General features: G+C 37.8%; 17 protein-coding genes and 1 pseudogene. 6 read left to right on the top strand and 12 right to left on the bottom strand.

What is annotated here, in order from left to right; translation table 11 throughout:
• Positions 1 to 213: 213 nt before the first annotated feature.
• Positions 214 to 546 (top strand): annotated as a pseudogene (locus KVT27_RS07190) (manganese catalase family protein); the annotation flags it as partial.
• A gap of 234 nt (positions 547 to 780) precedes the next feature.
• On the opposite strand, the gene KVT27_RS07185 reads toward KVT27_RS07190, so the two are convergent.
• Both KVT27_RS07185 and KVT27_RS07180 read right to left on the bottom strand, forming a co-directional pair.
• The gene (locus KVT27_RS07185) at positions 781 to 1,638 is read right to left on the bottom strand and encodes a manganese catalase family protein (RefSeq protein WP_036145998.1); all 858 of its coding nucleotides are present in this window, start codon (positions 1,636 to 1,638) and stop codon (positions 781 to 783) included.
• Between the two features lie 28 nt (positions 1,639 to 1,666).
• Entirely contained in the window at positions 1,667 to 2,176 is a 510-nt protein-coding gene (locus KVT27_RS07180; protein WP_036146001.1) for a DUF3231 family protein, read from the bottom strand.
• A gap of 464 nt (positions 2,177 to 2,640) precedes the next feature.
• Here KVT27_RS07180 and KVT27_RS07175 point away from each other — a divergent pair, with 464 nt between their 5' ends.
• From KVT27_RS07175 to KVT27_RS07165, 3 genes are read left to right on the top strand one after another with little or no spacing between them, the layout of a single operon-like run.
• Entirely contained in the window at positions 2,641 to 2,850 is a 210-nt protein-coding gene (locus KVT27_RS07175; protein WP_016993944.1) for a hypothetical protein, read from the top strand.
• Positions 2,851 to 2,862: 12 nt separating this feature from the next.
• Entirely contained in the window at positions 2,863 to 3,225 is a 363-nt protein-coding gene (locus KVT27_RS07170; RefSeq protein ID WP_217581030.1) for a spore coat protein, read from the top strand.
• A gap of 22 nt (positions 3,226 to 3,247) precedes the next feature.
• A complete protein-coding gene (locus KVT27_RS07165; RefSeq protein WP_217581029.1) occupies positions 3,248 to 4,384 on the top strand; it encodes a zinc-dependent alcohol dehydrogenase in 1,137 nt (378 codons plus the stop codon).
• A gap of 391 nt (positions 4,385 to 4,775) precedes the next feature.
• On the opposite strand, the gene KVT27_RS07160 is transcribed toward KVT27_RS07165, so the two are convergent.
• Positions 4,776 to 7,523: an S-layer homology domain-containing protein gene (locus KVT27_RS07160; RefSeq protein WP_217581028.1), complete on the bottom strand. Its 2,748-nt coding sequence runs from the start codon at positions 7,521 to 7,523 to the stop codon at positions 4,776 to 4,778.
• 385 nt (positions 7,524 to 7,908) lie between these two features.
• On the opposite strand from KVT27_RS07160, the gene KVT27_RS07155 reads away from it, so the two are divergent.
• Positions 7,909 to 8,061 carry a hypothetical protein gene (locus tag KVT27_RS07155; RefSeq protein WP_191967729.1) on the top strand — a complete coding sequence of 51 codons (153 nt, stop codon included), beginning with the start codon at positions 7,909 to 7,911 and terminating at the stop codon, positions 8,059 to 8,061.
• 378 nt (positions 8,062 to 8,439) lie between these two features.
• Here KVT27_RS07155 and KVT27_RS07150 read toward each other — a convergent pair whose 3' ends face one another.
• The 7 genes from KVT27_RS07150 to KVT27_RS07120 all read right to left on the bottom strand — a co-directional run bounded on the left by KVT27_RS07150 (position 8,440) and on the right by KVT27_RS07120 (position 15,230).
• Positions 8,440 to 9,336, bottom strand: a complete 897-nt coding sequence (locus KVT27_RS07150) for a hydroxymethylglutaryl-CoA lyase (protein WP_217581027.1) — start codon at positions 9,334 to 9,336, stop codon at positions 8,440 to 8,442.
• 19 nt (positions 9,337 to 9,355) lie between these two features.
• A complete protein-coding gene (locus KVT27_RS07145; protein WP_008175065.1) occupies positions 9,356 to 10,711 on the bottom strand; it encodes a tripartite tricarboxylate transporter permease in 1,356 nt (451 codons plus the stop codon).
• A complete protein-coding gene (locus KVT27_RS07140) occupies positions 10,708 to 11,157 on the bottom strand; it encodes a hypothetical protein (RefSeq protein WP_230584788.1) in 450 nt (149 codons plus the stop codon). Before KVT27_RS07140 ends, KVT27_RS07145 begins: the two co-directional genes overlap by 4 nt.
• Positions 11,150 to 12,406 (bottom strand): hydroxymethylglutaryl-CoA reductase, degradative, encoded by a 1,257-nt coding sequence (locus KVT27_RS07135; protein WP_150907674.1) that lies wholly within the window; start codon positions 12,404 to 12,406, stop codon positions 11,150 to 11,152. Before KVT27_RS07135 ends, KVT27_RS07140 begins: the two co-directional genes overlap by 8 nt.
• 139 nt (positions 12,407 to 12,545) lie before the next feature.
• Positions 12,546 to 13,094, bottom strand: a complete 549-nt coding sequence (locus tag KVT27_RS07130; RefSeq protein WP_025117096.1) for a helix-turn-helix domain-containing protein — start codon at positions 13,092 to 13,094, stop codon at positions 12,546 to 12,548.
• 280 nt (positions 13,095 to 13,374) lie between these two features.
• Positions 13,375 to 14,259: a ribokinase gene (locus KVT27_RS07125; RefSeq protein WP_217581026.1), complete on the bottom strand. Its 885-nt coding sequence runs from the start codon at positions 14,257 to 14,259 to the stop codon at positions 13,375 to 13,377.
• Positions 14,260 to 14,276: 17 nt separating this feature from the next.
• Complete coding sequence (locus tag KVT27_RS07120; RefSeq protein ID WP_254636061.1) at positions 14,277 to 15,230, bottom strand: nucleoside hydrolase; 954 nt, start codon at positions 15,228 to 15,230, stop codon at positions 14,277 to 14,279.
• A 93-nt stretch (positions 15,231 to 15,323) separates the two neighbouring features.
• On the opposite strand from KVT27_RS07120, the gene KVT27_RS07115 reads away from it, so the two are divergent.
• Positions 15,324 to 15,956 carry a Crp/Fnr family transcriptional regulator gene (locus KVT27_RS07115; protein WP_036125492.1) on the top strand — a complete coding sequence of 211 codons (633 nt, stop codon included), beginning with the start codon at positions 15,324 to 15,326 and terminating at the stop codon, positions 15,954 to 15,956.
• 184 nt (positions 15,957 to 16,140) lie between these two features.
• On the opposite strand, the gene KVT27_RS07110 is transcribed toward KVT27_RS07115, so the two are convergent.
• Together KVT27_RS07110 and KVT27_RS07105 are read right to left on the bottom strand one after the other, a co-directional pair.
• Positions 16,141 to 16,683: a histidine phosphatase family protein gene (locus KVT27_RS07110; RefSeq protein ID WP_217581369.1), complete on the bottom strand. Its 543-nt coding sequence runs from the start codon at positions 16,681 to 16,683 to the stop codon at positions 16,141 to 16,143.
• Between the two features lie 374 nt (positions 16,684 to 17,057).
• Positions 17,058 to 20,495 carry an immunoglobulin-like domain-containing protein gene (locus KVT27_RS07105; RefSeq protein WP_217581024.1) on the bottom strand — a complete coding sequence of 1,146 codons (3,438 nt, stop codon included), beginning with the start codon at positions 20,493 to 20,495 and terminating at the stop codon, positions 17,058 to 17,060.
• Positions 20,496 to 20,697: the final 202 nt, after the last annotated feature.

Raw genomic sequence — 20,697 nt, 5'->3', positions numbered from 1 at the left:
ATAAGCACTTTATTAAGCCCTCAAAAGCCTGTTATATGCAGTCTTTTGGGGTTTTTTATTTTTCTTTACAATGCATATTAACGCAAAATAATGCAAAAAGTTGGGGCTAATATAATATTACTAATACTTGGCAGTGTGTTAAGCAAAATTTTTAATTTATTTAGTAATGAGTATTAACTATTGGTTAAATTAACTGTCCATCAACTTAACCAGAAAGACGCTACTCCAGAAATGTTAAAAGAAGCTGGTCTTGGAGACCGTTATGTAAATCATGATAAAGCATTATTTTATGAAAATGCCTCAGGGGTTCCTTTTACAGCGACCTATATACAGGCTAAAGGAGATCCGATAGCTGATTTGTATGAAGATATTGCTGCAGAAGAAAAGGCGCGTGCCACTTATCAATGGATTATCGATTTATCTGATGATACGGATTTAAATGATAACTTAAAGTTTTTACGTGAGCGAGAAGTTGTCCATTCTCAGCGTTTTAGAGAAGCTGTAGAAATTTTAAAAGATGGCAGAAATCAAAAGAAAATTTTCTAACAATATGTTAGACCACTTTTTTGGAGGTGGTCTCTTTTTAATTTTTGGGGCTTTTTAAGTCACTCAAAGTTTTTTATAAAAACTATTCATTTTTTGCTTCCTTTGAATAAGTGTATCCTCGGATGACTGACTCTGATTATAAAAATCAAAGCATAATAACTATCCTTTTGTGTAGAATTAATACATTGAAAAAAGCTGCAACGTCGTCGCACGTCACAGCTTAAAATGCGTTGTTTAATTATTCATATCTTTAAGGCCAGGGCTGTGTTCATTTGGCATCTCTGGCATAACTGGTACTGGAAATCCTTCAGGTGGTGGAGTCACATTTAAATCTCCACCATTTCTACTAGGTGTTTGTCCTTGGAAGATTTCACCGATTCGAGTTGGATCTAATCTAAAGTTAAACTGAGCATTATGATAGCCCATTTCAACGAACTTCCTACATTCAGGATATTTGTTGATATCGTAGTTTGGTACAGGGAATAGTTTTCCCCAATCTACTCCTAAAGTTTCCAATGCTTTGGCAAAAGCGTTCTGATGAGCATTGTCACGAACGATTAGAAAAGCAAGTGTTTCCCTAAATGTCTGATTAGAACTCATTTCATATATACGTGTTTTTTGAAGTACACCAGTTGACTCAAGAACTAAGTTATCTAATAAATCTGCAATGAGGTTTCCGTGAGCATACACCCAAGAGCCATTCCAAGGGTTACCTGCAGCATCGACAGGTAAAGATGATTGTGCCCCCACAATATAATGGTGTGGGTTTGCATGTCTAACGGCCTCGTCTAAAGGAGCTTGGTCCATACCGCTATTGCCTATGGCAGAAGATTCTCCAGAATCATTTAGTAATTGATTAATGGTGTTTTGTACGAGCTCTACGTGAGCAATTTCTTCCAAGAAAACGCCACGAAGTAAATCACGATATTGTGTTTCTTTGCCTCTGAAATTAGAGCTTTGGAAAAAATATTGCATCATGGTTCTCATTTCACCATAATGGCCACCTAGTATTTCTTGCATGACACGTGCTGCTTGTGGATCCGGTTTGTCAGGTTTAATAATGTTAATTAGTTCTTCTTTATAGTAATACATTTACATTCCTCGATTCGGAGAAATTGCTTTATTTTTCAGGATAATCAACATGTAATGGTGGTGGAACTAACCAACCTTTATTTTTATTAAGACGGAGTAATTTAGCACCGATTAGTGCTTTAGCTGCATGAAATTGACCATACATTAAAGCAATATCTTCTCGAGTTGATGTACCCATTGCTTGACTGCATGCAACTAATCCAGCAGCTAGGTCTACTGATAGTGCAGCACTAATTTCTGGATCACTAAATTTTGCTCCTGGAGGAATATCTTCCATTCTTGCTACAGGTCTTTCAGGTGGAGCAGGAGGTAAACCAATACCATTCGTTTTTAGTATCTTTTCTAATTCTTTAACTTCATCTCTACAAAGTTCGATTATATCTTCAATAATTTTTTTTAGATCTCCGTCACCTGCATGATTATAAAACGTTTGATAACCAGCAATCATTCCGTAGTCTGTAATTAAACCTGTCCAAACACTAAATACTTCACCGTAATGTAAAGGTTCGTCTTTTGGATTTCCACCAAGAATACCCATACTTACACATCCTTTTCTTATTTTTGGCTAAAGCATGGTTAGTATGGCTGAAATAATAATTACCATTCATTTTTAAAAAAAGTATTTAAGGTCTAGGTAATTAAATTAAAAAGGACCACCTTCTATTCAGAAAGTGATCAAGTAATTAAGTGAATGTTAGGAGTAATAATACCTACGATTATATTATGTATTCAAAACTGACTATGATAGGCGTTTACTTTATTAGGGATAATTGAAACGACTAACACGTATGGGAAAGTATTAAGTCCCATATTAGGATCATTATTTGTTTAAATCAGAGTTCTATCTGCTTTTCATACAATTATTTCAATCAAACTGCCATTTATTTTCTAGCAATCAATATAGTTTTAGAAAGACCATTTAATCCAAACCTAAGGCGTTTTGTATAAATAGACTTGCTACAGGGCAGACTTTTTAAAGAAAATTTTGGAGGTGCGAATTACGTGTTTGAGAAAAAATTAGCACTTCATGAAACAATGGAATTTCATGAAGTCATTAACTTTATGACAACTAGTTTACTTAAATCAAAGCTGAGTCAAGGTGTGGTCTTTGATGATGATTTAAGAGCATTATTGGACAAGAATGTGAAATTATCTACCCCAGCACTCACTGCTATGGTTAAGTTATACTCTAAATCGGAATTAGAATATTAGGAGGGCAATTGTATGGAAGACTATTTAGATCCTATAAATTCAATTGGAATGCCTGAACTAACTGATTCGGGGATTGCTCTTGAGTTTTTACTAACAACCAAGACGGGTATTAGAAATCTTTCAATTGCCTTAACCGAAACAGCTTCTCCTGCACTTCGGAAAATCATGAGAACTCAGCTGGATGTGATGGTTGATTTATACTTTGAAATTTCTGAACTGATGCTAAGAAAAGAATGGTTAAAACCTTATGATTTAGAAGGTCAAAAAGAACTGGATATTAAATCTGCCGAAAATGCGATTAGTATTGCACAGTTGGATTTATTCCCTAAAAGCATGAATCGAAAAGGAATGTTCCCTACCCCACCGAAAAAATAAAAGAAAAAGAGGGATTTTATTAATGAAAGCTGTCACTTTTCAAGGCATAAAAAATGTCGAGGTTAAAGAAGTAAAAGATCCTAAAATAAAAAAAGTCGATGATATTATTGTTCGTTTAACCACTACTGCCATTTGCGGGTCAGACTTGCATTTGATCCATGGAATGATCCCGAATATTGGACAGGACTATGTGATTGGCCATGAACCGATGGGCATTGTAGAAGAAGTTGGCAAGGGTGTGACGAAGGTTAAAAAGGGTGACCGAGTTGTCATTCCTTTTAATATTGCTTGTGGGGAATGTTGGTATTGCAATCATGACCTGGAAAGTCAGTGTGATAATGCAAACGATAATGGCGAAATGGGTGCTTACTTTGGTTATTCAGATACAACAGGCGGTTTTCCTGGAGGACAGGCAGAGTATATGCGAGTTCCTTATGGCAATTTTATTCCCTTCAAAATTCCAGAGAAATCTGAAGTTCCCGATGAAAGTCTAGTTCTCCTTGCAGATGCTGCCTCTACTGCTTTCTGGAGTGTAGATAATGCTGGTGTAAAGAAAGGAGATACTGTTGTAATTCTTGGCTGCGGACCTGTTGGACTATTAGCACAAAAATTTGCTTGGTTGAAAGGAGCAGAAAGAGTAATCGCAGTTGACTACATCGGATATCGTCTTAAACATGCAAAGAAGACAAATAAAGTCGAAATTGTTAATTTTGAAGACCATGAAAATTGTGGTGAATATCTAAAAGAGATTACCAAGGGCGGTGCAGACGTGGTCATTGATTGTGTCGGGATGAGCGGAAAAATGACGCCACTCGAATTTCTTGCAAGTGGCGTAAAACTTCAAAGTGGTGCTATGGGAGCTATTGTCACAGCCAGTCAAGCTGTACGTAAAGGAGGAACTATCCAAATTACAGGTGTATATGGTGGTCGATACAACGCCTTCCCACTCGGAGATATTTTCCAGCGTAATGTAGCGATTCGTACTGGACAAGCTCCAGTTGTTCATATCATGCCTCATGTCTATAACTTAATCGCAGATGGTAAAGTGAACGCAGGTGATATCATTACACACGTCCTCCCTCTTGAAAAAGCAAAACATGGTTATGAAATATTCGATACCAAACAGGAAGACTGTATTAAAGTGGTTTTAAAACCCTAAATATAGTATTACGGTACTTTTGTCTCTCTATTGCAAAAGTTCAATACTTTTGCCATTTATTTAATGCTTCACGGACTAATTTAATCAATATGCATAATATAAACTGTTCTTATGTATAACGTCGTGTTATCAAGGTTTTAGCTTTTATTTTTGAATTTCTTTTATTGCAATATGATGTAAAATAACGCTCTCAATTGAGCAAATAGAAATATCCGGCGTGTATACAGGAACATGTGAGTAATAAAGATTGGGGCTAACCGCTTCAATCTTTTTTATTTGGTAGCATAATAAAAGCATCTACTATAAATAACTGTAGATGCTTCGCTTCTATTTATCATTCATGCCGTTCAGAGAATATTTACAGAATAGGTACAATTCCAGTGCTACTATGTTACATATGAAGCGCCCTGTATAAGAAAGCAATGAACTGTGCACGTGTTACTGGTTCATTCGGTCTGAAAATCCCATTATCCCCTAATGCAACACCATGATCTTCGAGTGTAGCAATATAATCATGAGCCCAATGTGTAGTAGAAACATCTTCGAAATGACTTGTTCCTTCTGGTGTCAATCCAAAGGCAAGCACTATTATTTTTGCCATTTGAGCTCGTGTTAATGATTCACTTGGATGGAAGGATCCATTTGATCCATCGATAATTTTTGCCTGCTGTAATTTCATAATTTCCTCATAGTACGGATGGTTTGGTGCAACATCATTAAATGGTATTGCCTCACGTCTAGGTACTAACTCAAATGCACGAGTGAATATGATTGCAACATGCTGACGTTGTATTGACTCATCTGGACGAAATGTACCGTCTGGATAACCATTGATAATGCCACGTGGTGCTATATATTCAATCATTTCCTTCGCCCAGTGTGTTGAAATATCACTAAACGTAATAGTTGGTATTGGCTGAACAGGGATTTCTGGATCTGTTGGTATTTCTGGCTTTACTGGAATCTCTGGTGTTGGTTTAGGAATAGGGTTAGGATTTGTTTCTGGTGTTGGAATATGGCCTCCACTGCCTCCTGATGAATTAATTTCAATCCACTTCGCATAGAGCGTTGTATTCCCTATTACCGTATCTTTTGTAAAATCCCATGAATTTTTAAGAGTAGCCTCTTTAAACCAGCCCCCAAATGTATAACCTAGTTTTGTTGGCGCAATTGGTTCTGTTGTTGTTCCGTTGTAGGATATATTCTGATCTGCTACAACACTGCCTCCATTTGATTCAAATGACAATGTATAACGATTAACCTTCCACAAGGCATACAATGTGACATCCGACGCATTAATAATAAACTTGGTATTCACCATATAGTTTATCCCACTGCCATCTGCTTTTGTATTCCAACCATTGAACGTAAATCCAGTTTTCACTAGATTGCCAGTATTACCAGCTACTGTAACACTATGTCCATTCTCATAAGTTTGACTATTGACGGGTACTTGTCCTCCAGTAGCTCTGTTTCCGTCATATATTACTGTATATTTAATTGGAGCTGTCTTAACAATGCTGAAAGTCATGGTAATTGAGTTGCCTGCTATATCTGTAACAACGAGCGTATACCACCCTTCTGTATCCACAGAGGTGCCACTTACAAATGAATGACCATTTAATGTTGCTGTTCCTTCGTTAAAGGTAATTGTTCTTTCCGTATTGTAGCTAGCTCCATTTACTACTCCGCTGACGATTGGAGCTGTTGTATCCAATACAATACTGTCTTGAATGACGCTAATATTGCCTGCTCGATCAATTAAACGAACATATACCGTTTTATTTCCGTCTCCATCTGGTAACGTATAGCTCTTAGTGGAGCTAAAGGCTTCGTCAGGTGTCCAATTACTATTATTACTTGAATATTGCACTCCTACCACATCAGTGACGCCATTCCCTAAGGTTAAATTAAGCGTTACTTCACGATTCATTGTATGCGTGTTGCCATTATTAATAACTACGATACCTGAAGGCGCTACAGTATCTAGAGTTATGGTTCTTTGATATTCTGGTGATTCATTCCCCGCAGCGTCAACAAGCTTAAATGTCAATATTTTATCTTCGTTAACAGCTCCTATACTTAGCATAAAGCTTGGTACATAAGGGATTTGTGTAAATGGATTTCCATTAACCGAATATTGTATATACGTACTATCTTGTACACCCACATTTGGCGTTACTGAAACGGATATAGCTGCACTATTGGTATATTGGTTGCCTTGATTCACAATTACCGTTCCTGTTGGTGGAGTTTTATCTATTTGAAATTGAATCGTTTCTGATAGGCTGCCTGTTGTAACGGTTAGTGTATACGAGCCTTCAGCAGTAACTGGTGTTCCACTTGTAAATGGATGTCCATTTAACGTTGCTGTTCCGACATTAAATTGCGGTGTTACATTTGTGTTATATAGACCACCATCTACAACACCAGTTATTTCAATGTTAGCCATTTCAGAATACGTAATAATTAAATATGGACCCAGTCTGCCGTCATGTGCATGATTTTCAGTCATCTGTATAAAATGATCAGAATTTGGTATTCCTGCTTGAGCTGCTTCTTGAGCAGTCATTCCTGAAAGAATAAAGGTTGCTCTAGGATCAGCTTTCGTAAACTCCTCTGATATATAGCTAGTAAAATTAAATGGGGCTAGCGTAGGTTTGAGTATAGGGACACTATGGGCTAGCAATCTTGTTTGTATAGATCCTGAAGTAGGGGCTGGTGGTGACGACATCATCACAGCATCTTGAGTCCAGTTATGATTTGTGCTTGTAGACACTTTTAGATAAAAGTTAGTTGTTCCTTGAAAAGTACCACCTGTTACAGGAATATAAAGATTTGCAGTTTCAACGCTGTACCCTACAGGAATGGGTGGCAACTGAAACTTAAGTAATACTTGAGCCTCTAAAGGATTACCATATATCCCCTGATAGCCTACATCAAGATATCCTAAATTCCCATCCTCATAAACTAACCCAGCATTAATACCCTCGTAAATCATTGTTGTATCCTCAGATGCATAAATTGGTGTAGAAACCATATTTGCAAAAGCTATATCTTTGTTACTAAAAATAAAGATTAATCCCATACTAACTATCAAAGGCAGTAAACTTACAATCGAAGCTATTTTCTTTTTCATCATACATGCTTCCTTTCTCCTTAACTAAAATAACTACGGTAATAGTTCAATTTATATCGCCTTTTGTGGCTTCAACCACATTTTTCGCTTGGTGATTTCTTTAATCTCATTACATCCACAGTATTCAGATGATTTTCACTGAATATCTATTCCATTATAAAAAGGAATTTCAAATTAAAATACTGACAAATGTTAATAGTTCAGTATTAACATTTGTTTCTTATACATTTTTCAAATTATACACTCCACAATTCATCATAAACTTTCTTTGAAAACAGTAGTAGATTATAAAAAAAGCCTTACATTGTCCTGTAAGGCCCTTCTAATTGCCATATACTAAAAAGCTTTATGACAGACTAAACCCGCTAATCAAGGTGATAAATCAATGGCTATAGCTCAAAAAATATCAAACATGGTAGATCAGTTATTTATATTTTTAAACAAAGCCTATAAGCCAAAACATGGTATAGCGATTCTGGTTTTAATTCTAATAATGAGCAAGAAAGCTATGTTGAGAAATATAAAAAGTGGGACTTAGCTGATTTATCGATGCTACCAGAACACTTAAAAATCACAACGATAAAGCAAACAAGTAAACGTGAACAATGTAATGCTTTTCATCACAACTAACTTGTGGATGATATAAATGAAATCGATAAAAAAACGCTGAAATTCCAATTAAAGACGTACCTTGTGCAATCTCAAAATTTAGCACGCTTAGTTTAAAATGGTTGTCTGTAAATATGATTTAAAATAGCTTCTATGTCGCTATGTTCGTATTTTCATCCCCGATTTCTCTTTAACTAGAACTTGTTCTAATTTTACCTAGCAATAGATTCTTCCTAAAAACAGCACCCCCAACTATTAGCGTATAACTAACAATTGGGGGCGCAGATTGATTCCCATATTCTCTTTCCTATTTACTTTGCACTTTATAAACTTTACTATCAGGCTGTCTGTTCATTGCCTGTTGTAAAAATTGCGTTGCGGTAAACAATTTGTCTTCATCAATAGATGTTTGAATGCCTAAACGATGTAGGAAATTCACTAAATCATTCGTTGATACATTGCCACTTGCACCAGGGGCATAAGGGCAACCACCCAATCCACCAATAGCACTGTCGTATTTTGTGATCCCCAGTTCAAGAGCAGTATATATATTGGCTAAAGCGCGGCCATACGTATCATGAAAATGAAGGGCAAACAGATTACTGTCGTATTGCGTGAGCAGCTCTGTTAAAATAGCCTTCACTTGTACAGGGTCTGCTACACCGATTGTATCGCCCAGCGAAATTTCAGCAACGCCCATTTCTATATAGGCATCAATTATTCTCTTGACGGTTTGAATTTTTACCTCGTCCCCAAACGGACTGCCAAATACAGTTGATATATAGCCTCTTAACGCTATACCTTCACGATTTGCTGCCTCAGCTACAGCCTTTAGGTTATGCAAAGATTGGTCGATGGAAGCATTCAAATTACTTTGATTATGCTCCTCAGAGGCAGAAATAAATAATGCAATTTCATCAACTTTTTGTTGAATGGCTCCTTCTATCCCTTTTAAGTTAGGGACAAGCGCTGCATACGTTATTTTTTCATTACGTGTGATTTGCTCAAACACTTCATGATGATCGGCCAAGGCTGGTATCCATTTTGGGCTAACGAACGAGGATACTTCGATATGGCGAACACCCGTTTCACTGATTAAGTTAATCCATTGCACTTTCAAATCAGTAGGAATAAATAAATTCTCATTTTGTAAGCCGTCACGCGGACCCACTTCTCTTATTTCCACTTTTTTTGGTAAAGTCATAAAGATACACTTCCTTTAACTAAATGCCGAACAGTTGTAGCATAATCCAGCTTGATGCGTAGAATACCATGAATTGCACACCGGCACCTACACCTAAAATACGATTTAATAAACCACCAACCGTTGCGACTGTAAATGTTAGAACTACCCCTAACAATTGTGCCTCATTATAGGCAAGCAAAAAAGCTAATCCTATGAACATGGCTACGATTGCTTCCTGACTAATATATTTTAATACTAATACAGACGCTTTACGTGCATAATTCATCGCAAACGGATAAGCAATTAAAGCCGCCACACTAATACCGATTAACCCAAAAATGAAAAAGTCCCATGATGACATTAACGTGTGTAGGTTGTTTACCGGATCCACAGTAAAAATCGGTGGTGCATTAAATAAAGGTGATGCAGGTCCAAGTGCTACTGGGCTTAACGGAATACCGAATGCAATTAATGGAATAATCGCTTCAGCGATATATGTCGATTCCGTTACTCCATTCATGACAGTAAGACTGGTTGTTGATTTTTTATAGGCACCTTTTGTGCGAGAGCCTACAATTTCTCCCATTAAAGACGTCATCCCTACAGGACTAAAGACAAATGTTAAGGAAGAAAGAAACGTTGTAATGCTCGTGAAAATTGTCTGCCTTTTCGATAAAATTTTAAATGGATTCGGAAAATAGCCTTTCCATGATTTCGTTTCAGGTGCAAGATTATATTGATTTTGCTTACTGCGTGTTAAATCATTTTTAGCCACAGGAGATGCGGCCATTAAAATATTACTAAACATTGGCCCAATGGCAATTCCTAAAAAGAATGTAATACTTAAATGTTTATCAAGCATTGCAAAGCTAACGCTATCTAAAGCCTTAATGAAAAACGCAAATGGAATAATGATTAAAAGACTTGCCCATTTCCCTTTTGAAAAGAACGCGATTAAAATAGCGGCAAGTGTAAAAATAATGCCTGACGAAGATTTAAAGAAGTCGGCAAATTGACCTAAAAACTGACCTAATAGGACGGCAGTTGGTAAGGCGATAAAGGCACCGATGACACCGCCTGAAATCATTTTACGTAGTGCAACATGCGGCATGCCTAATCTACGTAATGTATTTGCGTGGTCGATTAACGGTACAGCCGTTGTGTCACCAGGAATACCTAATAACGCAGTGGGTACAGCATGTGTTAAATGCTTAGCCAACACCCCCGCCATAAAAAATGCGAACACACCTTCAGGAGGCGCTCCTAGTAAAATAACTAGCAATGTAATGGGTACCATAATTGCAGTTTCATCTGTACCTGAAATAAGACCAATGACAGTGAAAATAGCTGCACCTAGAAGAGCAAATAGCAGAGCGATTAAATAAATACTCATTTTTTATCCGCTCCCTTCAAGCCTTGTAAGCTAGAAAGAATACCAAATTCCTCAAGCTCTTTTTTTGTCACAGGGTCTTCCTCAATTAAGCGTATTTCCTCATCGATATCAATTTGTAAATCTTCAAACGCTTCCTTTAAAGAATGACTAGATGTTTCATCCTCTACTAAAATACGCTTTGGTTTAAATAGGATGGTATTGATAACGACAACTATCAGAATACCTGCAATTCCTGTTAATAGTGAATAGGAATTAATCATTTGAGGGTCTGCAAACTTCGGAAATACCCACTGGCCTAATTGATAGCCCAAAAAGCTTGCTGCAACGCTTAAGATAATTGAAATGATTAACTGATTACCAGAAACCGTGTCACCTAGAATTTCGATAAACTTTTTTTCATCTACATTTTTTTGCTCATTATATGGAGTATTCGCCAAGTTATTCACCTCGCAGAGAATTTGTAATCTCTAAAACACGATCATAACGGAAATCTTTCTCTTCAACAGCCTGCTGCACAACACGGTCAATAATATCCCCGGTTGCTCCAGCCATTACAGCCAAGTTTTTGGCATGCAGACGCATATGACCAGATTGAATACCTTCTGCTGAAAGCGCTCGTAAGCTGGCTAGGTTTTCTACTAATCCTACCGCGGCAATATAGCTGGCTAGTTCCTCTGCAGATTGCACATCCATAATTTTTAGTGCGGCTTTTGCAACAGGATGAGTCTTTGTAGCCCCTCCCACAATACCAACAGCTAACGGTAATTCCAATGTGCCAACAAGATTGCCTTCTTTATTCAGCTCCCAAGTTGTTAAAGAACGATATCTGCCAGAACGGGCAGCATAGGCATGAGCGCCTGCCTCAACAGCACGTGTATCGTTACCCGATGCTAATACTGCTGCAGTAATACCATTCATAACTCCTTTATTATGGGTAGCAGCACGGTACGGATCAGAATCTGCAAATTCGTAAGCACTTACAATATTTTTCGCAATCTCTATCCCCCCGAGCATTTCTGTTGAGAATTCACCACGGGCACGAACAATACGCTTATCTGCTAAATTTGAAATTATTCGGAGCACAACTCGTCCATTTGTAATCCGTTCGATTAATGGTGACACAGATTCTGCCATCGTATTTACAGCATTTGCCCCCATCGCATCCTTCGTATCTACGATCAAATGCACAACAACCATTGTTTCTTTTGCTGTGTCGATTAAGTGCACTTCTATATCCTTTACTCCGCCGCCTAGCTTTACTAACGTCGGATCTTTTGCATTACAGTGTTCGATGATTTCATCTTTATGTTCAAAAATTTTCGCCCTTGCTGCATGAGGGTCATCAATATTTAATACTTGAATCTGTCCACGCATAACTGTTCCTGAACTGGAAGTAAAAATTCCGCCTAGCTCATATGCGGCACGTGCAGCATTACTAGCTGCAGCAATGACAGACGGTTCTTCCGTAGCCATTGGAATAAATACCTCTTTACCATTTACTTTAAAATTGGCTGCTACCCCTAAAGGAATTGAAATGTGGCCAATAACATTTTCAACCATTGCATCTGCAAGCTCTAATGAAATTCCACTGTTTAAAGCTTCAACTTCCTCGTTTGTTAACTTTGATTTTTCAGCGATTAACTTAATTCGATCTTCCACTGAAAGTAAATAAAATCCTTTAATTCGTGAAGTCATCCCCATACCCCCAAAAATATAAAAAAGTGTAATACAATTCAACTAAGTTGAATAGCATTACACCAATTGTAAATTGTCTGAATAGTATTGTAAACAAGAAAATTGTATTTTCGATTATATTTACGTTTAAAAGATAGATTTAATCCTCTACATAAATTGTCAATACTTTTGAGTTTTCCGCAGAGTTATTAATAAAGATATGTTCTTTTTTTCCTGAAAAATACGCCGAGTCACCTTCTTCTAATTGGTAAAACTTATTATCGTATTTCAAGATGATACTACCCGAAATGATATAAATGAATTCATCATTATCGTGTGTATAAAGGGCTAAATTTTCTGCCCCATTATGTACAGTGACAATTGAAGGATTGATATTGCTCATATAGCTCTTATTCGCTAACAGCTCGTATTGATAACCAAGCTGATTCGTTTCAACCGTCTCATTGCGCTCTTTTTTCGAAACAATAGAAATGCCATCAAATTGATCCTGAATAACAAACCAAGCCATAGGCACATCAAATATTTCCGCAATTTTGGACAATGTCACCAGGCTCGGTGTCGCTTTGCCATTTTCTATTTTAGATATATGACTTTTCGTTAAATTGATCTGCGAAGCTAAATCATCCTGAGACATTTTATTTTTCTTTCGCATCTGCTTTATTTTTACTCCCACTTCTAGTAAGTTCATAAATTCCAGTCCCTTCGATCAGTTAGGCTTTTTACATAACTATACTATATTTTTAAATGTAGGATAGAAAATACGGAAAGTAGCTATTTAAGGTCTTGAAATGATGAGGGTGTGTAATGCTGCTCACTACACACCCTTTACTATGTTTTATGAAAAAAGATTTATTAGCAGTCTTTCCGCCCTGTTTTGTGAATCAGCTAAACAACGTAAAAGTTTGTCAAAAGAACCTAAAAAGAGTGGCGTCATAGCCATGATGAAATATCATCAATTTTCCTATCTATTAGGTATCTTTACCAAGTACCTCCACCAAAAGCGGAATTGAGGAAGAGGAGCCTTTTCTAGATACTGCAAGGGAAGCAGCTTTTGAGGCTATATTTAGTGCGGATTTAATGTCTGCTTTCTGAGAAATCATACTAAGGAAATAGCCTAAAAAAGTATCCCCTGCTGCCGTCGTATCCTTCACTTTGACATTATAGATTTCTTGCTGGTGTTCTTGAATTTTGTCTCTATATACGACGCCATTTGTACCTAAGGTCAGCACAATCTTTAAATTACTATTGTTTGATAGTAAATGATCGAGTATTTTGTTAGGTGAGGTTTCTCCACTAATGGCCTGTCCCTCGATTTCATTTAGTAGTAAAAAATCAATTTTCGAAAGGTCTAAATCCTTCATCGTATCACTTATTGGAGAAGGATTTAACGCAATGGTTAAACCCTTCCTATATGCCGCATTAATTAGATCATCTAGACCGTTTATTTCGTTTTGTAGAACGAGGAAATCATCCGCATTGAAGTCCTCTAGTACTTGCTCAATTTGTTCGGCCGTTATTTCTTTATTCGCTCCACCATAAAGGAAAATACAATTTTCACCTGTCGGCGTCACTTGAATAATGGCATGCCCTGTAATCAAACCGTCCTCAACTATTCCATCAACATTAATTCCTTCTACGGCTAATGTTTGCTTGAGGAATAGACCATCTTTGCCAATCTTACCTGCATGAAACACTTGAGCGCCCGATTTTGAAAGGGCAATGGATTGATTTAATCCTTTTCCACCTGGATATTGTTCAAAGCTGTCCGAAGATAATGTTTCTCCTTCTTTCACAAAGTGAGGTAATGTATAGACCTTATCAATATTTAATGATCCGAAATTTAAAAATTTCATCTACCCACCCCCTCCTATTAACTTATCAATAATTCTATTAGACGTTTCTTGAATAATGGATTGTCAATCGTCTTACAAACTGTGGCATTAGGCGTATGCCCGGCAAATCCATCTGAAATGGCAAGTTTACTACCGTCATTTAAGATTACTTGACCATAGGCAGCAGCTTCTGTCGTACACACATAGCAATAACATAATTTGTCCTCCACAACGATTTCATCCCATAACACAACCCCCATGGCTACCGCATCTGGTAAATCAACAATATGTTCATTACTTCTTTCTAAATTATACGCAAGCAAGGAACGGTTACATTGAACAGAGAATACAGCTTCCTCTTTACCGCTCGCTAGTAATACATCCATATCTTCCTTATTCCATGCTGCTTCGCCTAAACATACATCAAATCCAATGATGGTAGTAGGTATACCAGAATTAAGCATAATACTATAGGCCTCTGCATCTACATACACATTAAATTCAGCAACAGGTGTTGTATTTCCAGGGCCAAAGCCAGAAGTACCCATTGTGTAAATATGCTTGACCTTTTTCATTGTCTTTGGTGCTTTTAATAGAGCAAGGGCAATATTTGTAACGGGACCAATCGTTACAATTTCGATTTCGCCAGGGTTATTTTTAATCAATTCAAGAATCGCATCTACGGCATGCTTGCTTTCTGGCAAAAGTGTGGGATGTATTAAATGACAATCGCCCATTCCATCTTCACCATGAACATTCACAGCTGTAACTAAATCACGCATAAGTGGTTTGGCTGCTCCAACATAAAGCGGTGGCTTTTGACCATTCGCAACCTCAATTGTCATTAGTGCATTTTTCGTCGCTAATTCAATCGGGACGTTGCCACAAACAGTGGTGATCGCCTCTACTTTTAGATTAGTTGATTTTAATGCCATAATTAAGGCTACCGCATCATCACTTCCAGTATCTGTATCAATAATTAATTTCCTCATAACAAGACCTCCCATTCATATTTGCTCTGATTATATAATTCAATCTATAATGAAAATAGGTCAAATGACCAAAACTAAAAAGATGGTGAACATATGGATTTTCAAGCTATTGTGAATGATGCACCAGCGCCTATTAAGAAAGAATTTATTTATAGAAAACATACAAAAGGCAGCCCTATCATTCACCCGCATGAACAAAATAATTATCTTTATATCCTTACTACAGGAACGGCAGAAGTGTATAGACAAAGCTATGAGGGAGCAATGCTGTCGCTTTATATTTATGATTCTTATAGTTGTTTTGGGGAAATAGAAATTTTTAATGAAAAAATGAAAACACTCGGTGTAATCGCGAAACAAAATTGTGAAACGATAGCTATCCATAAAACAAAGGTGTACGAATGGATGAAAATCGATTTTAATTTTAATGTTTATATCGTGAAACAACTTGCCTCCAAGTTAACATTAAGCTCAGATACTACAGCAAAATTATCATTGCTAACTGTTAAAGACCGTATTTTATTAAGCATACATAATCACTATAAAATCGGTGATTTAGATCATCTTACAAAGCAAATTTTATCAAGTGAGGTCTGTGCCCCCATTAGAAGCTTAAATCGTTCAATTAGTCAGTGTATCAATGAGGGCCTTATACATTATAAAAATAAAAAATTCACTATTCATTCATTTGAAGAAATAGAAAAACACCTTAAACATTTTTTATAAAGATACTATCTTTTGTTTCCATTGGAGAACGGTAGATTTTTCTAGCACATAAAAAAGTCGGTTTCCTATGTGTTCAGGATACCGACTTTTTTGCTTCATCTAATTTGGTCTATGATCAAGGCTTTCAATAACGAAATACTTTCCATCACTTCCAGCACATGTATTAACCGTCCTTACTACATTCTTAGAGCCTCTTCACCCCCATCAATTCCTGTCCGTTAAATTCCATTTTATATATATCGGGCTTGGTTGTTTGTAGCAAAAAATTTAAATTGTACGCTTCATGATAATATCCCATCATCAAGGTCATGACTAATGCGTGAGTTCCTATTACTACTTTCTGTCCCTCATAGGTATTTAATAGATCTTTTAAAACTTTTACAGCTCTTTTTTGACAATCGTTATTCGATTCTCCACCCTCTAATGCTAAATTGGGGTCCAAGAAGGATTTCTCTAATAGCGGAAATAACTCACTATCAGGTAATCGCTTTTCTTCTGATGAAAAAATTCGCTCTTTTAATTCTTCACAAACGATAACTTCTTGACTCAGTTGTTTAGCTAATGGCTCAACAGTTAAAATGGAACGAGTATATGGACTGGATATTATAGTTTCAATTCCCTCACCCCTTAACACATCAGCTATACTTTGAGCACCTAATTGGCCGTTTACAGTTAACCCTCTTGTCCGGTCATTTCCATCATACGGAGATTCACCGTGCCTCACCATATAAATAAACGTCGTTTTCCCTTTAACAAATGCCACTAATCACTCACCTCGTGTATTATTTAGCAGGAACCATATATTTGAGTAGGTATATCAATGAAATTCCCAAAAATATATGGTTTATCCTTTTTTATAATCCATTTTATAGAACGAATCTGGATGAAATGAGTTTCAAAAAATGTAATTTAACACCAAATCAATCACCCTGAAATTCGATAAAGAAAAAAGAGTTGCCTATAAGACTCAAATATTCTCATTCAACATTAAAGAGCATCATTCTTTTTCAGGAATGATGCTCTTTTAAACCAAATCTACTTATGTTCAAATGTCTTACTAAGTATAATTGACAACTGTTAAATGACGCTCCAACGGCGTGTTTACATATATCCTAGCTTGTTAAGAAGACGGTTCATTATTATCGCCATTTCAGCACGGGTTGCAGTTTGATGTGGTTTAAAATCACCTTCATTATCACCTATCATAATACCGTTGGAAATGATTTTTTGCACTGCCTCAGTAGCCCAATTGGATACTTCTTTGGAATCATTGAGAGATATCGAATAGTTTACAGAAGCATTTGAAGAAGTGCTGCTACCATATTCAAGGACTCTCGAAAGGATGACCGCAAGTTCTTCCCTTGAAACAAATTCATTCGGTCGGAAACTACCGTCCTCATACCCATTCACAAATCCAGCTTCTGTTGCAGAGGAAATCGCCTCTTCATACCATTGACCAGAAATATCGGATAATGCTGCCGTGTGCGCCGGCTCTGGGATGCCTAGTGCTCTGACCAATAGTGCGGCTGTCTCCGCACGCGTTAAATGGGCATTCGGGTCAAAGATTCCCTGTCCTTTTCCCTCAAAGATAAGCATTGAAGCCAACTTTTCCGCTTCTTTTTTGGCCCAATGTCTTTTCATATCTGCAAAAATTTGTTGGTTTACAAAATTTAAGTACAAGCCATCACTGCTGGCGGGAAGCAAGGCATAGACTTGGCCTCGGATATTTTCATAACGGACCGGAACATATTTCAGTTGCTTAAGCTGCTCGTTCCATACCGTTACAATCGTATCTGTAGGGTTATCGGAAACGGCTATGCGTCTTTCAACCTTGCTGCCTAATTGTGTGATAGCAATTCCAGCTTCGTCTCCCATACTCATACTAATTTTAAATTGAATAGGGCCAGTCAATAATTTTGCACCTCGAGATTTCAAATCATTTAATAAAGGAACTGGAGCTTCCGTCCCTCCAACGTAAATTGAAAAGTTGATTTTATCGCTGTTTTTCCCTATAAATTGGTTCTTTGCAGAAGCAACTAATTCAGAGACAGGTAGTTTCATTATTCCACCAGCTGTTGTTATTTGAAATGCAAACGAAGGATTCAACTTGAGTAATTTGTGTGCCGTTTCTCCGCTCACCTCGAAATATCCCTTTGCTGTCTTCTTATCGAGCTCAATAAAGCCAGATTTCACTTGAGACTGGGTAAGGTTCATTCTTTCCTTTTGATTATTTTGGTCAATAAAATCAATGTAAAAATCCGATTGTTGCTGTTCAGATTCGTTAGTAGGTTCCTTAGTTGGTTCTTTAATAGGTTCTTTTGGCCCCTCAACATTTGTATTATTCCTTACAACAATCAAATGAAACTGTCGACTGTCTGATTCCAGTCCTTTTGTTACCGTAGCTGTAAGGGTAACTGATTGGTCTCCAGATGATGGCTGGGAAACGGAACCGTCAGCAGGATTAATCAGTTCTGCCCGACTAGAAGTCCATGTAATGGAAGAACCATTCTTCCCTGTAGCTGGAAGGCTTAACCGATTTCGTACGTGCTTTTCGTCATCACCAGCTGTGTAACCAATCGCAAGTAGCTTAATATCTCGAGCCACTGCCTCTTTATCCACCATATCAGTAGCTAAAATCGTTAGGTTATATCGGATTTTATAAGTTGTCTGATTCGCATCAACCTCTGCTTCTAGCGTTATGGCTGAGTCGCCAACTGGGTAAGCCGGCCGATGCACGGCTCCTGTTGTTGCATCAAGTAAGCTGTTGTCCGAAGACGTCCAGCGAATTGGACGGCCTGCATCATCTGCACTTGGTAACCCAACATTTGACTTCACCGCATTGAACGTTTCTCCTGTGGCGAACACTGGCTTTGGAGTAGCATAAACGGTTAGCTTACCTATGTCGTTTATAACCTCGTAATTGGACAAACGGTTCAATGGATCAAGAAGCTGTGCAGTAATATCATAAACACCTTCAGCGCTATCTTCCCTCGCTGCTGAATCATATTTTGCCGTAATGGAGTCATCGGCAACAGCGCCTGTAAGATTACCAGTGAATGGAGGATTTGCTTTACCAGCCCAGCGTGATACTGAATCTGTCGCAACGCGAAGCTCGGCTTTTGTAACTGTTAGCACTCCCTCCACCATCACAACCTGATAATTACTAAGCTTGTTTTCGCGATCAGATAAGGACGGAACGATTTGATACAATCCTACTGAGCTTGATTCGGTTGTTGCTGTCGAATAGGTCGCTAGAATTTCATCTCCATTCACAATTCCAGTGATTGAACCACTCAAAGGCGGATTGCTTTGTCCATATGCCCGGGATTGATTCGCAACCATGACGGTTAAAGGTGCTGGTGTCACAGTTAAAGTACCTGGTGAATAGGTGATTGTGTACTTCGTTGATGCCAAACCACTGGCTGTTATATTATAATTGCCGATTGAGCTTGAAGTATCAGCTACTGTCCAATACACTGGTTGCCCGATGGAGGCAGCTGTGTCCCATGGCATCAGGCCGTTATAGTTCAGTGTAAAATTGTTGTTAGATGTTCCATATTGTCTAGACACATTGTTAGGCGTTACAGTAAGCGGGGCTTTGTTGACCGTAAGTGTTGTTGTCTGTTCTGCCGCAGGGTAAGGATACGAAGCTTCTGTCGATACTTTCAATTCATAGCTTCCCGCAGCTTGCCTAAGTGAATAGGAGCCCGAACCAATACCTGCTGAATTGGTTGTGATAAACCCTATAGTACTTCCATTAATGGAGACAGTAATTCTCTTTCCTGCGATAGGCCCATCAGGTGTTGTCAGCATTGCCGAAATAACTACCGTTTGGCCGTATGTACCATTCAAAGGAGACACTGCGAGCGTAGTTGTATAATCCCTTGGTGATTGTCCGACATAGGTGTTAAAGCCGAAGTCATAATTTGTCCAATTGTTTTCCGTATAGGCTTGGCCCCCTCCATATACGTCGGAAGTATAAACCTTCCAAGACGTTTGCGGCGTATCACCGATTGAGGATGTTAACAGCATTGTATATTGCTGTCCCGCTTGTACTTGCGTCGGCTTATCGAATAATACGTTCACCCAGCCTCCCGGATTATAGGGAATATCCTTACTGCTAAATGTCGCAGTTGCCAGAGCAGCTCCAGAAACACTTTCACCAGCATAAATACTGAGCGTAAAAACAATACCTGAGCTTCCGTAATCCACCATATACAAATCGATTTTATTCAAATAACCGGACAAGCCTGCCGTAAAGCTTTGACCCTTTCCGTGCGCTCGAAAGATTCCACCCGGGTCCCCCGCTCCGGATGTTTGGTCAAGCGTATCAGCAGCTGATGCAGATCGAAGACCATTAAGTCTTTCTGGAATGACCACATTTTCCTCTTGTGCAGTATCATCAGTTAACATGACATCCGAATCGATAGGTGTCACAACAACATCATCATCGTTTGTATCATTTGCATCGGCAGACATATTCCCCCAGGGTAAACCAAATAGAAATAAAATGATGAAGATGTTACTTATTTTTTTCAAAGATAATTGCCCTCCTTTACGTGATTTGCCGTTTTTCTCTATGTATCATTATAGAAATACATACATTTTCACTATACTATAGAAAAAAAAAGAGTAATACTGAATAATGTTAATGATTAGCAAATTAACATTCAAAATTAATAGATTTTTGTATAGCATCAAATGTAAAGTGGACTGTAAGTAATAATCCGTTACTTAAAAC

The sequence above is a fragment of the Lysinibacillus sp. GbtcB16 genome (assembly GCF_019091145.1).
In the GTDB taxonomy this organism is placed as follows: Bacteria; Bacillota; Bacilli; order Bacillales_A; family Planococcaceae; genus Lysinibacillus; species Lysinibacillus fusiformis.
Note: the sequence above shows the minus strand (reverse complement) of the source record. Positions and strands in the feature narration are given on the sequence as shown.

What these genes read in the sequence shown, in the direction of transcription:
- KVT27_RS07185 (WP_036145998.1), bottom strand. Translation starts at nt 1,638, where the DNA reads ATGTATTACTATAAAGAAGAACTAATTAACATTATTAAACCTGACAAA.
- KVT27_RS07180 (WP_036146001.1), bottom strand. Translation starts at nt 2,176, where the DNA reads ATGGGTATTCTTGGTGGAAATCCAAAAGACGAACCTTTACATTACGGT.
- KVT27_RS07170 (WP_217581030.1), top strand. Translation starts at nt 2,863, where the DNA reads ATGGAAGACTATTTAGATCCTATAAATTCAATTGGAATGCCTGAACTA.
- KVT27_RS07165 (WP_217581029.1), top strand. Translation starts at nt 3,248, where the DNA reads ATGAAAGCTGTCACTTTTCAAGGCATAAAAAATGTCGAGGTTAAAGAA.
- KVT27_RS07160 (WP_217581028.1), bottom strand. Translation starts at nt 7,523, where the DNA reads ATGAAAAAGAAAATAGCTTCGATTGTAAGTTTACTGCCTTTGATAGTT.
- KVT27_RS07155 (WP_191967729.1), top strand. Translation starts at nt 7,909, where the DNA reads ATGGCTATAGCTCAAAAAATATCAAACATGGTAGATCAGTTATTTATA.
- KVT27_RS07150 (WP_217581027.1), bottom strand. Translation starts at nt 9,336, where the DNA reads ATGACTTTACCAAAAAAAGTGGAAATAAGAGAAGTGGGTCCGCGTGAC.
- KVT27_RS07145 (WP_008175065.1), bottom strand. Translation starts at nt 10,711, where the DNA reads ATGAGTATTTATTTAATCGCTCTGCTATTTGCTCTTCTAGGTGCAGCT.
- KVT27_RS07135 (WP_150907674.1), bottom strand. Translation starts at nt 12,406, where the DNA reads ATGACTTCACGAATTAAAGGATTTTATTTACTTTCAGTGGAAGATCGA.
- KVT27_RS07130 (WP_025117096.1), bottom strand. Translation starts at nt 13,094, where the DNA reads ATGAACTTACTAGAAGTGGGAGTAAAAATAAAGCAGATGCGAAAGAAA.
- KVT27_RS07125 (WP_217581026.1), bottom strand. Translation starts at nt 14,259, where the DNA reads ATGAAATTTTTAAATTTCGGATCATTAAATATTGATAAGGTCTATACA.
- KVT27_RS07120 (WP_254636061.1), bottom strand. Translation starts at nt 15,230, where the DNA reads ATGAGGAAATTAATTATTGATACAGATACTGGAAGTGATGATGCGGTA.
- KVT27_RS07115 (WP_036125492.1), top strand. Translation starts at nt 15,324, where the DNA reads ATGGATTTTCAAGCTATTGTGAATGATGCACCAGCGCCTATTAAGAAA.
- KVT27_RS07110 (WP_217581369.1), bottom strand. Translation starts at nt 16,683, where the DNA reads ATGGTGAGGCACGGTGAATCTCCGTATGATGGAAATGACCGGACAAGA.